The following is a 12574-nucleotide window of genomic DNA, read 5'->3' as shown; positions in this document are numbered from 1 at the left end:
CTGAAAGCGCTGTAATACGGGCATTGTGTTGGACAGCTTTTTTCATTTAGACTATCCTTTATTTGGTATTAGATTTTACAAAGAAGGGGTATTTTATGAACAAGGGTGAAATTCAAAATAGCCTAGCTCGGAAGTTATTCATCATAACTTTGCTATCGGGAACTTTCACGATGTCGATCAGTCAATCATCACTTTCAACGGCTTATCCAACATTGATGAAATTCTTCGGTGTAACGGCACCAACGATTCAATGGTTAACAACTGGTTTTATGTTGATCATGTGTATCATGATGCCTATCAGTCCTTGGCTATTAAACAATTTTTCATTTAAGAAAATCTTTTTAAGTGTGGTCGGAATTTTTGCGCTAGGTACGTTGATCATTATTACGGCGCAAAACTTTCCAATGGCTATGCTTGGTAGAGCTTTAGAAGCTATTGGTGTTGGGGTTTTATTCCCATCATTTCAATCGGTTTTATTGACCATTACACCGGAGAGTAAACGTGGCTCGACCATGGGTTACGCTGGATTGGTCATGGGATCAGCTTTAGCTAGTGGTCCAATTATTTCTGGTATTGTTTTGAACTTTTTGAAGTGGCAAGGATTATTCGTCATCTTCTTACTGATTATGATTATTATCTTTATCAGTGGATTATTTTGTATCAAAGACGTTATGCCTCGTCATAAGGCTAGTTTAGATTTAATTTCAACTGTTTATTTGCTCGGTTTGATTGGTTTGCTCTACGTCGTTAATCAAGCTGGAGCTACGAAGAGTTTTAGTACTAATTTAATAATTCTCTTAGTAATCAGTGTCATTTTGACTGGTCTTTTCATTCACCGTCAATTGACTAAAAAAGAACCACTACTCGATTTGAAAGTTATGAAGAACTTCAATTTTGATTTAGCTGTCTTATTAACTGGTTTTTCATATATTTCCTTGATCGTTGTGACAATTATTTATCCACTTTATTATCAAAATGTTTTGCACGTTTCAGTTTTGAAATCAGGTTTAGCACTAGTTCCACCAGCTATCGTTTTGAGTATTTTGAACCCATTAACTGGTAAACTTGCTGATAAGATTGGTTTTAAAGCTACTTTGATCAGTGGTATGTCCATGATTGTCGTTGGTTGGTTCTTATTATTCGTACTTCACTTCAAGTTAAGTATGTTCCCAATGATTTTGATTGCTATTCTAATTGAAGGTGGAAATGCCTTCGTTATGATGCCTGCAACTACACTTGGTGGTAATTCTTTGTCAGAGGATTTGATTCCCCATGGAACAGCTATCATTACAACCGTACGTCAATTATTAGGATCTCTTGGTGTTAGTTTAGCCACTTTGATCTTGGTAATCACTAATGAAAACCATCACTTACCTGCTAACAATGGTTTAATTGGTTATCAAAGAGTCTTTGCTTTCTTCTTCGTAATGGCAATCCTTGGATTTATCTTTGCATTGCTGATTAAGAACAAAAAGACTAATAAATAATAATTTAGTTCATGACTTTCGTCGTGAGCTATTTTTTTGTTTTCAATAATTGAAGTATAATTAAGGTCTGGATTATTTATTTATAGGAGAAATATTTTGGACTCAAAAAATAACTCACATAAGCAAACCATCTTCATCGCCTTATTCTTTTTTATTATTTTATTAGCTTGGACTATTTGGCAATTTCACTTTAATTATATGATTTCGCTCTACGATACTTTTTTCCATTCAGAGCGAATTTATGAAATCAGACTGGCTTTTCAACAACACCAATTGCCCAGTTGGGTCAATTTCAATAGTTTCTTTAATACAGGTCAGGCCATAAATGGAATGTATCCCGATATAACTTTGTGGCCGTTTGTCTTTTTGACTAACTTCTTAACGCCGATTCATCAAATCATTGCCATCAAAGCTCTCATTGCTGGACTCAGTTTTATCGTGACCTTCTTGTCCGTAAACAAACGTTTCGACAGCCGTAACGCCGTTTTAGCAGCGACAATTTTTACGCTTTCCGGTTCAGTTTTAAAAGACCTCGTCAATGAAATGCAAACGGGTACTGCTTTAGTAATGATTTTTGCTTTTCCAATTTTCTTTACACTCAAAGAAGCCATTGAAAGTGAAAAAATCGACCCACCTTTGATTATTAAAACTGCCCTATTGATGTTTTGGGTCATTGGTTCACACTTACTCAGTGCCGTTGTTATTACGATAGTGACAGGACTCTTTTTGATTATTAACACTATTATCAAGAAAAACTATTTAGCTTGGCTCAATTTGATTATTGCGGCTGGACTTACAGTTGTCCTCTGCGCACCAATCTTGTATCGACTAATGAAAATCACACAAACTGGATTGTTGTCACCGTTTGGATTAGGACACGTCGACAGCCTCAGTCTTTGGCAAATCTTTTGGACTTCACGTTGGAACACTAAATCAACGATTTCTTGGCTCTCAATTATTTTGTTGTTGATCGTAATTCTCAAGTTCAATCGACAAAAATTAAGACAATTACTTCCATGGATCAGCGTCGAAGTTGTTTTGATCTTATTTTCCAGTAACATCATCCCCTGGAATATTTTGGGGAAACTACCGATTATCAACAACTTCCAAAATTCTGCCTGGCGCTTTGCTCCCTTTTTAGGAGTCGTACCGATAATTTTGATATTAATTAATTTCAGTTCAAGGACGGCTCGTAAAATATTTTTTGGAGTAACGATTTTATCTTATTTAATGGCTGGCTATACCGGTTTTCAGGCTCAATATCATAAAACGGCTAAATTACCAGTTATTACGCAAAACTCCACTACCCCAACTGGTTTGAATGGCTATGCTAAAGTAACCTCTAGCGGCATCACTAGCGATACACTTTCACGTACCTTGATTCCTGATTACGCTCCTAATTCCGTTCCACTCGCTAAAGGAACTAATGGGTTGAGTCTAGACCCACGAATCGTTTACTTAATAAATGGTCATCTGGGAGTAACTAAGAATCGTGAAATTCCTTTAAAGCACAACAGTACCGATGTTAACTCAATTACTTTAACCGCCGATAACGTTCCTAAAGGTGAAATAACTTTACCAGTTTATGGCTATAATTCATTGATCTATCAAATCAAACTGAATGGACAAAGGGTTAAAGCTAGTCGTAGTTCTGAAGGTTTTATAACTATTCATTCCAATAAAAATCTTCAACACGCTACTTATCAAATTACGCAAGTTCAACCTAAAATGTATCGACCCCTACTTTGGATGTCGACAATTTTATTGATTGTTTTAATTGGTTTGTTAATTATTCCAAGTATAAAAAAAGCTAGACAACTGTAAAAAGTCGTCTAGCTTTTTTAGCTTTATACTTTATCTGTTTCTGCTAATTGATTCAACTTACGTAAACGGTGATTGATTCCAGATTTTGAAATCGGACCACTTGGTACCATATCGCCCAATTCCTTTAGTGAAACTTCTGGATTCTCTAATCTCAAGACCGCAATTTCACGTAATTTATCAGGTAAATTATCCAAACCAACTGTCGCTTGCAAATGCTTGATATTTTCAACTTGACGTTCAGCTGCTGCCACAGTCTTATTGATATTAGCATTTTCGCAATTAACTAGACGGTTGACTGAATTTCTCATGTCACGCACGATTCGGATATCTTCAAATTTCAACATTGCATTCGTAGCACCAATCAATTGTAAGAAATCAGCAATTTTTTCTGCTTCCTTCAAATAAACGATATAGCCGTTACGACGTTTAGTAGTTCGTGCATTCAAATGAAAATAATTCATCATTTGCGCAATACCTTCATTATGCATTTCGTATAATGAATAAATCTCTAAATGATATCTAGAAGTTTCCGGATTATTGACACTTCCAGTTGCTAAGAATGCTCCTCGTAGATATGAACGCATTCGTTGATCTTCATTGATAACTTCCAATGGCACATTAGTATTAATCGACAAACCAGATTCATCTAAAATATCCAAATCTGTCAAAATTTTATTAGTATCTTGGTTGATTCGTACTAAATACTGATTATTTTTCTTTAACTTCATCTTTTTACGCACTAATAATTCTGATTCAATGCCATATTTTTGCTTAACTAACGAAAAGATTCTTCTGGCAATTGCGGCGTTTTCAGTTTGTGCGGTTAAGACGAAATGATGGTTTTGCAAACTCAAAGAACCATTCATTCTCAACAATGCTGATAACTCCACACGAGCATGTTCGGGATGAACGACTAATTTTGTGAGCTCTTGTTTAACTTCACTAGCGTATGAAACCACTAACGTCTCACCTCATTTTTTCTATTTCCTGATTGCAACGAGAGATTGATAATTTCTCTGGCAACCTTTTCTCCATCGTGGAAAGCTCCCTTATCATGTAACGATAAGAAATCATCTTGAATAACTTTACAGCCCATTTTTCTCAAGCCTTCAAAGTCAGTTTCCACTTGGTTAACGTATTCATCATACTTTTTATGATCCATATAACCGTCAGGGATTTTACGCGTATTAACTAAAACTGTATCGATAAAATTCCCACCTAAATGACGGTTCAATACTTTTACGTGATCTGCATCAGTAAAGCCTTCCGTTTCACCGATTTGAGTCATGATGTTACAAATATAAACGATTTCGGCTGAAGTTTGTTTAACGGCTTCACCAATCTTTTTAATCATTAAATTAGGCAAAATACTTGTAAACAAACTACCAGGTCCTAAAACAACTACATCAGCCTGCATAATAGAAGCAATAACTGGAAGCACTGACTTAGGCTCTTGATCAGGATTATCTGAATCAGTGACCCAAACCCGTTTTACATGCTTACCTGAATGCGTTATCTCGTGTTCTCCTGACAAAGTCGTTCCGTCAGTAAATTCTGCATTCAACGTTAATTTCGTATTGCTGGCTGGATAAACGTGACCATCAACTTGCATCATTTTAGATAGTTCTTGTACGGCGTCAAAAATATTAGGCGACATTTCTGTTAAAGCAGCAATTATCAAATTTCCAATCGCATGACCAGAGAAGAAATCATCATTGGTCTTGAAACGATATTGGAAAACGTCTAAATCCACTTTAGGTAAATCAGATAAGGATGCCAAAACGTTTCTAATATCCCCAGGAGGGACAACGTTAATATAATCACGAATGATACCAGATGATCCCCCATCATCGGCTACGGTAACAATCGCAGTAATATTTGCATCCATATTTCTTAAACTGTTTAAAACAACTGGTAAACCAGTACCCCCACCTATAACTACAACTCTTGGACGGCGTCCCTTAACAACCCGAACTATCCTATTTGTTGCCATGTTCTATTACCTTCTTTTGAGATTTTTCCATGTCACGATGAGTAATATCTACGTAGTAATCTAATTTCTTTAGATCAGTACCTAAACGTTGAGCAATAGCGACTGAACGATGTTGACCACCAGTACAGCCAATTGCAATCGTCAAACTGGTCTTACCTTCTTTTTCATAACCAGGAACGATATCTTTTAGTAAACCATAGAATTTGTCATAGAAATTTTTTGTTTCTGCATCATCCATCACATAATCATAAACTGGTTTATCCATCCCGGTTTGAGTCTTTAATTCTTTAATATAGAATGGATTTCTTAAAAATCTAACATCCATCACAATGTCAGCATCAATTGGCAAACCATATTTAAAACCAAATGACATCACTTCGATGTGAAATGTTGGCACGACAGAACTTTCTTGGAAATTGTCGAAAATTTCTTCTCGTAATTGTCTAGGAGTGAGATCAGTCGTATCAATTTCAACTGATGCTCGACTCTTGATTTCTGAAAGTAACTCACGTTCCTTTTCGATTCCATCTAATAAACGACCTTCCATAGCCAATGGATGACTACGGCGAGTCTCTTTATAACGAGAAACTAATTCTTCATTAGATGCATTTAAGAAGAGAATCTTCATATCAACCTTTTGGTGTTTCTCTTGTTCATCCTCGTCCATTTTTGAAAGCATTGAGAAAATTTCATCATAAAATGAACGTGATCTAATATCTACAACTAACGCTACTTTTTTTATCTTACCGGATTCATGAACTAGCTCCCAGAATTTTGGAAGTAAGTTAGGTGGCATATTATCGATACAAAAATATCCTAAATCTTCAAAGGATTGCATTGCAACGGTTTTTCCCGCACCACTCATTCCAGTTACGATAACCAAACTAAGCATATCTTCTGCCATAATGCACCTCACATTCGAATATAAGCATAACACAACAAGCCGGGCGTGTCAGTTTTTAATACTGAAAAAGCCAATTAAAAAAGGCCTCCATAAAATGCGGCTAAAGCTCATTTCATGAAAGTCATTTTAATTATTGTGCATCTTTAGTACGCTTAGTATCACGCTCTAGGATAGGTTTCAAATATTGACCAGTATAACTAGCTTTGACCTTAGTAATGTGCTCTGGGGTTCCTTGAGCGACGATTTTACCGCCACCTTCTCCACCATCAGGACCAAGGTCGATCAACCAGTCAGCTGACTTAACAACATCCAGATTGTGCTCGATAACCAAAACAGTGTTACCTTCATCCACCAAACGTTGTAATACGCCTAATAAGCGTTTGATATCATCAGTATGCAAACCAGTTGTTGGCTCATCTAAGATATAGAAGTTCTTACCATTAGATTTCTTATAAAGCTCTGAAGCTAATTTCATTCTTTGAGCTTCACCACCAGACAATTGAGTAGCTGATTGACCTAGAGAAACATAACCTAGACCGACATCCTCGATTGTTTGGAGCTTACGTTTGATCTTAGGGATATTACTGAAGAAGTCCAAAGCTTCTGACACTTTCATATCCAAGATCTGAGCAATGTTCTTACCCTTATAAGTTACTTCCAAGGTTTCGGAATTGTAACGAGTACCATGACAAACCTCACAAGGTACATAAACATCAGGCAAGAAATTCATTTCAATTTTAATAATTCCGTCACCACGACAATTTTCGCAACGACCACCTTTAATATTGAAAGAGAATCTACCCTTCTTGTATCCGCGTAATTTAGCCTCATTAGTTTGAGCAAACAAACCACGGATATCATCAAACACGCCCGTATAAGTAGCTGGATTACTTCTTGGTGTTCGACCAATTGGGCTTTGATCAATAGCTATTATCTTATCTAAGTTCTCGTAACCAGTGATTTTCTTGTACTTACCAGGTTTTTCAGAATTATGGTTCATCTTCTGTGCCAAAGCACGTTTCAAAATCATATTAACCAACGTAGATTTACCAGAACCAGAAACTCCAGTTACGACAGTAAATTTGCCTAGTGGGAACTTAACATTTAAGTTCTTCAAATTGTTTTCAGCAGCACCGAAGACTTCAACGAATTCACCATTACCAGCACGACGTTTCAAAGGCACTGGGATAAACTTCTTACCCGCCAAATATTGACCAGTTAGAGATTTAGGATTCTTCTCAACCTCTTCAGGTGTACCAGCAGCTACGATTTGACCACCATTTTCACCTGCACCTGGACCAACGTCAATCAAATAGTCGGCAGCTCGCATGGTATCTTCATCGTGTTCAACAACTATCAAAGTATTCCCGAGGTCACGCATTTTCTTCAATGAACTGATCAAACGGTCGTTATCACGTTGATGCAAACCAATTGAAGGTTCATCCAAAATATACATAACACCTGACAAATTAGAACCAATTTGTGTTGCCAAACGGATTCTTTGAGCTTCACCACCAGATAATGTTCCAGCTGAACGAGAAAGCGTCAAATACTCCAACCCAACATTGATCAAGAAACTAAGACGATCCTTAACTTCCTTCAAAATTGGTTTAGCAATAACAGTATTTTGTTCACCAAATTTCACTGACTTGAAAAATGGAAGTTCATCTTTAATCGACATATCAGAAGCTTCAGCGATATCTTTGCCTTCAATTTTGACCGCCAAGGCTTGACGATTCAATCTCTTACCATGACAAACAGGACAAGTTAATTCCGTCATATATTTACGCATAACTTCACGAGTAAAGTCACTGTTAGTTTCATGATAACGACGATTGATATTGGGAATAACACCTTCAAATTCTACGTCGACATCACGCACACCGCCAAAATCATTTTCATAGTGGAAGTGGAAAGTCTTACCATCAGAACCATACAAAATAGTATTTTGATCTTTTTGAGGCAAGTCTTCAAAAGGTGTATCCATATCAATTTTGAATTCTTTACATGCTTGAGCTAACATTTCAGGATAATATTGTGAACTAATGGGGTTCCAAGGAACAATGGCTCCCTCATTTAAAGTCTTACTTTGATCCGGAATAACTAAGTCCAAGTCGACTTCTAGTTTAACTCCTAGTCCATCACAATTATCGCAGGCTCCAAAAGGAGCGTTGAAAGAGAACAAACGAGGTTCCAATTCTCCAACTGTAAAACCGCACAATGGACAGGCATTCTTCTCAGAGAATACCATCATGTCAGAACCGATCACATCAACGTTCATGTAACCATCAGATAGTCTCAAAGCAGCTTCAACTGAGTCGAACAAACGTGATTTGATGTGATCATTGATTACAATACGGTCAACGACAACATCAATACTGTGCTTCTTATTCTTATCTAATTCAATATCTTCAGCAATATCACGAGTTTCACCATCAACTCGAACTCTAACGTAACCTTGTTTCTTAATTTGATTCAAGGCTTTTTTATGTTGTCCACGTTTTGCACGTACAACTGGTGAAAGAATTTGTAGTTTAGTTTTATCGCCCAACTTTAAAATAGCATCAACCATTTGTTGAGCTGATTGACTAGTAATTTTGGTCCCATCATTAGGACAAATTGGTGTTCCTACACGAGCCCACAACAAACGAAGGTAATCATTAATTTCTGTAACGGTACCAACGGTTGAACGAGGATTTTTGGAAGTAGTTTTTTGATCAATCGAAATAGCTGGACTCAATCCATCAATCGAATCGACATCCGGTTTATCCATTTGACCTAAAAATTGTCGAGCATACGATGAAAGACTCTCAACGTAACGTCTTTGACCTTCCGCGTACAAAGTATCAAAAGCCAAGGAACTCTTCCCTGAACCGGATAAACCAGTCACAACGACTAATTTATCACGAGGAATCGTCACGTCAACATCTTTCAAATTGTGTGCACGTGCACCATGAATTACAATTTTATCATTTAACATATTAATTACATTTCCGCCTTTAACTCTAAAATCGTGTCACGTAAATTAGCTGCGGCTTCAAAGTCGAGCTTCTTAGCAGCTGACTCCATTTGCTCCTTTAGATTGGCAAGGAGCTCTGCTTGTTCCTTCTTACTCATATCCTTAAAGTCAATATCATCATCGATTTTTTCTGTCTCAGAAGAAGTATTATCGACTTTCTGGAACATTGAAATAGCATCTCTGATAGGTTTAACAATTGTTTTTGGAGTAATACCATGCTCTTCATTGAACTTCTCTTGTAGTCTACGACGACGGGCTGTGGCATCAATTGCTCCACGCATAGAATCAGTAATGGAATCAGCATACATGATAACTTTACCATGTTCATTTCTTGAAGCACGGCCAATAATTTGAACTAGTGAACGTTCAGCCCGCAAGAAGCCTTCCTTGTCAGCATCCAAAATCGCAATTAAGGAAACTTCTGGCACATCGATACCTTCACGTAACAAGTTGATACCAATCAAGACATCGAACTTACCTAAACGTAAGTCACGAATGATCTTCGATCTTTCCAAAGTCTTAATATCACTGTGCAAGTATCTGACCTTGATACCTAAATCCTTGAAGTAATCAGTTAAATCCTCAGCCATCTTCTTCGTTAAAGTTGTAACGAAGACTCTCTCATGTTTAGCCACACGATCATTTATTTCAGCTACTAAATCATCGATTTGACCCATAATTGGACGGACTTCAATTTTAGGATCCAACAAACCAGTTGGACGGATAATTTGTTCAGCTCGATGATCAGTTCTCTCCAGTTCATAAGGGCCAGGTGTAGCTGAAACATAAAGGATTCGATTAACATGTGTCTCAAATTCTTCTAGTTTAAGTGGACGGTTATCCAAAGCACTAGGCAAACGAAAACCATAATCAACCAATTGCTGCTTTCTAGCTCGATCACCATTGTACATCCCACGAATCTGAGGCATAGTAACGTGTGATTCATCAATCATGATATTGAAATCCTTAGGGAAGAAATCAAGCAACGTAAATGGAGGTTCACCCTCTGCACGACCTTCCATATGACGTGAGTAATTCTCAATTCCGGAAGTATAACCCATTTCACGCATCATTTCGATGTCATATTCTGTTCTTTGCTTGATACGTTGAGCTTCGAGCAACTTACCTTCTTTAGTAAATTTAGCTACTTGTTGATCCATTTCATCTTTGATGCGTTTGAGAGCTTCTTCCATCTTAGAATCACTGATCATAAAGTGCGTAGCAGGGAAAATCCCGATATGATCCATTTGACCTTTAACTTCACCAGTTAAGGCATCCATTTCGATGATTCGATCAATTTCATCACCAAAAAATTCCACACGAATAGCATTATCGTCACGTGAAGCTGGGAAGATATCCACAACATCTCCACGAACTCTGAATCTACCACGTTGGAAATCGATGTCATTTCTTTCAAATTGATTTTCGACTAATTCTTCTAACAATTCATCGCGAGCAATCTCTTGCCCAACACGTAAAGAAATAATACTGTCAGCGTATTCTCGTGGATCACCTAATCCAAAAATACAAGATACCGAAGCAACCACAATAACATCATTACGCTCTAGTAATGAACTAGTTGCCGAGTGACGCAATTTATCAATTTCATCGTTGATACTAGAATCCTTTTCAATATATGTATCACTAGATGGTACATAAGCTTCGGGTTGATAGTAATCATAATAGCTGACAAAATATTCCACCGCATTGTGTGGGAAAAATTCCTTCATTTCACCATAAAGTTGACCAGCTAAAGTCTTATTATGAGAAATAATTAACGTTGGTTTATTGAGATTTTTAATAACATTGGCCATTGTGAAAGTTTTACCAGTACCAGTAGCACCTTCCAAAATGACTTCTTTATCGCCTTTTTGAAAATCTTTAGTGATAGTGTCAATTGCTTGGCCCTGATCTCCAGCTGGAGAATACTTTGAGACCAAATCAAATTTATTATCAGTAACTCTATCTATCACGCCGTCAGTCCCCCTTTAAGCTAAAAAATACATCTAACTCGCACATGAATTAGATGTAATTAATGTCAGGCATATTTCGCTGGCTCTATAGTACCATAGCGAACATATTTTCGCCATAGATTTACTTATTCCTTTGTCAGTCGTGGCAACATCATAAAAATTGCTAAACCAACTAAGAACAAGACACTCAATGAAGCAGCTCCAATCGTTGATTTACCAGTAATTTGCGTCACGATACCAACTAAGACTGGTCCCAAAACAGCCGAAAATTTACCTAAAATATTATAAAATCCAAAGAATTCACTACCGGAATCTTTCGGAATCAATTTACCAAAATAAGACCTACTCAAAGCTTGAATACCACCTTGACTAGTTCCTACTAGAACAGCTAAAATCCAAAAATCCTTTGCTGTTTCTAGCTTTAAAGCGTACAAGCAAATTCCAAAATACAGAATAATTGCTAATAAAATTCCTTTACGAGCAGAAAAATGATTAGCTATCCAACCATACAAAATGGAGAATGGAAAAGCGACTAATTGGACAACTAACAAAACTAACATCAAGGTCGTCGTGGTAATTCCCATATCCATCCCAATTGATGTAGCCATCGTAAAAATCGTATCAACCCCGTCAATATAGAAGAAATACGCTACTAAGAACCAAGCAGCTGCCTTGTATTTACGTAAATGCGTCACTGTTTCCCAAACACGTTTAAAACTTGAAGTAATTGGATGAGGATTTTCTGGCAATGAATAAACTTGTTGAACATTTTTCAATAGCGGAATGAAGAATATCAACCACCAAATTGCTGCCAAGAAGAAACTCCAACGAGCAACACCATAACTAGACAGCATTCCAAAACCACTCGTCAACTGTAAAACTAAGAACAATATAAAAGCTAAAACACCACCCAAATAACCATAAGCATAGCCATTTGACGAAAGTGAATCCATTCGTGAATTATCAGCCACGTCGGTCAAAAAACTATCATAAAATAAATTTCCCGCCGAATATCCAATTATCGACAGGATATACACAGCCAATAACATTTGCCATTGATTAGGTGGTAATAATGCCAATCCAAATGTCATTAAAATCCCTAAGAATGAAAAACTAGTCAATAATTTCTTTTTGTGATGTGGATAGTCAGCTAATGCACCTAAAACGGGTGCCAAAATGGAAACTATCAAGGTTCCAAAACTATTAGCATAACCCCAAAATGCCGTCGCATTAGCTTGTGATACTCCTGAATTTTGAGCTACCGATTTGAAATAAACTGGCAAAACTGCTGTGGTAACAATAATTCCATAACCTGAGTTAGCCCAGTCATAAAAAATCCAACTCCATTGTTTTTTATTGAATCTCATAAATTCC

At 37.0% G+C, this 12574-nt stretch carries 8 protein-coding genes; 2 read left to right on the top strand and 6 right to left on the bottom strand.

Annotation, left to right across the window (positions count from 1 at the left end; translation table 11 throughout):
• Positions 1-95 precede the first annotated feature (95 nt).
• Both FFM65_RS09305 and FFM65_RS09300 read left to right on the top strand, forming a co-directional pair.
• The gene (locus FFM65_RS09305) at positions 96-1487 is read left to right on the top strand and encodes a DHA2 family efflux MFS transporter permease subunit (protein ID WP_119318482.1); all 1392 of its coding nucleotides are present in this window, start codon (positions 96-98) and stop codon (positions 1485-1487) included.
• A gap of 96 nt (positions 1488-1583) precedes the next feature.
• Positions 1584-3311 carry a putative glycosyltransferase family protein gene (locus FFM65_RS09300; protein WP_119318481.1) on the top strand — a complete coding sequence of 576 codons (1728 nt, stop codon included), beginning with the start codon at positions 1584-1586 and terminating at the stop codon, positions 3309-3311.
• Between the two features lie 23 nt (positions 3312-3334).
• Here the strand turns inward: FFM65_RS09300 and whiA are convergent, their stop codons facing one another.
• The 6 genes from whiA to FFM65_RS09270 all read right to left on the bottom strand — a co-directional run bounded on the left by whiA (position 3335) and on the right by FFM65_RS09270 (position 12567).
• Positions 3335-4270 (bottom strand): DNA-binding protein WhiA, encoded by a 936-nt coding sequence (whiA, locus tag FFM65_RS09295; RefSeq protein ID WP_119318480.1) that lies wholly within the window; start codon positions 4268-4270, stop codon positions 3335-3337.
• Positions 4270-5304, bottom strand: coding sequence for a gluconeogenesis morphogenetic factor MgfK (gene mgfK, locus FFM65_RS09290; RefSeq protein ID WP_119318479.1), 1035 nt, complete (start codon positions 5302-5304; stop codon positions 4270-4272). Before mgfK ends, whiA begins: the two co-directional genes overlap by 1 nt.
• Entirely contained in the window at positions 5291-6208 is a 918-nt protein-coding gene (gene rapZ, locus FFM65_RS09285) for an RNase adapter RapZ (protein WP_059074029.1), read from the bottom strand. Before rapZ ends, mgfK begins: the two co-directional genes overlap by 14 nt.
• Positions 6209-6338: 130 nt before the next feature.
• Positions 6339-9188 carry an excinuclease ABC subunit UvrA gene (gene uvrA, locus FFM65_RS09280; RefSeq protein WP_119318478.1) on the bottom strand — a complete coding sequence of 950 codons (2850 nt, stop codon included), beginning with the start codon at positions 9186-9188 and terminating at the stop codon, positions 6339-6341.
• A 5-nt stretch (positions 9189-9193) separates the two neighbouring features.
• Positions 9194-11200, bottom strand: coding sequence for an excinuclease ABC subunit UvrB (uvrB, locus tag FFM65_RS09275; protein ID WP_119318477.1), 2007 nt, complete (start codon positions 11198-11200; stop codon positions 9194-9196).
• Positions 11201-11325: 125 nt separating this feature from the next.
• Positions 11326-12567, bottom strand: a complete 1242-nt coding sequence (locus FFM65_RS09270) for an MFS transporter (RefSeq protein WP_119318476.1) — start codon at positions 12565-12567, stop codon at positions 11326-11328.
• Positions 12568-12574: the final 7 nt, after the last annotated feature.

Source organism: Companilactobacillus formosensis, from assembly GCF_005405305.1.
Classification (GTDB): Bacteria; Bacillota; Bacilli; order Lactobacillales; family Lactobacillaceae; genus Companilactobacillus; species Companilactobacillus formosensis.
Note: the sequence above shows the minus strand (reverse complement) of the source record. Positions and strands in the feature narration are given on the sequence as shown.

Bases quoted from the DNA above. Each gene is read 5' to 3' on its own strand.
- FFM65_RS09305 (WP_119318482.1), top strand. From the start codon at position 96: ATGAACAAGGGTGAAATTCAAAATAGCCTAGCTCGGAAGTTATTCATC.
- mgfK (WP_119318479.1), bottom strand. From the start codon at position 5,304: ATGGCAACAAATAGGATAGTTCGGGTTGTTAAGGGACGCCGTCCAAGA.
- rapZ (WP_059074029.1), bottom strand. From the start codon at position 6,208: ATGGCAGAAGATATGCTTAGTTTGGTTATCGTAACTGGAATGAGTGGT.
- uvrA (WP_119318478.1), bottom strand. From the start codon at position 9,188: ATGTTAAATGATAAAATTGTAATTCATGGTGCACGTGCACACAATTTG.
- FFM65_RS09270 (WP_119318476.1), bottom strand. From the start codon at position 12,567: ATGAGATTCAATAAAAAACAATGGAGTTGGATTTTTTATGACTGGGCT.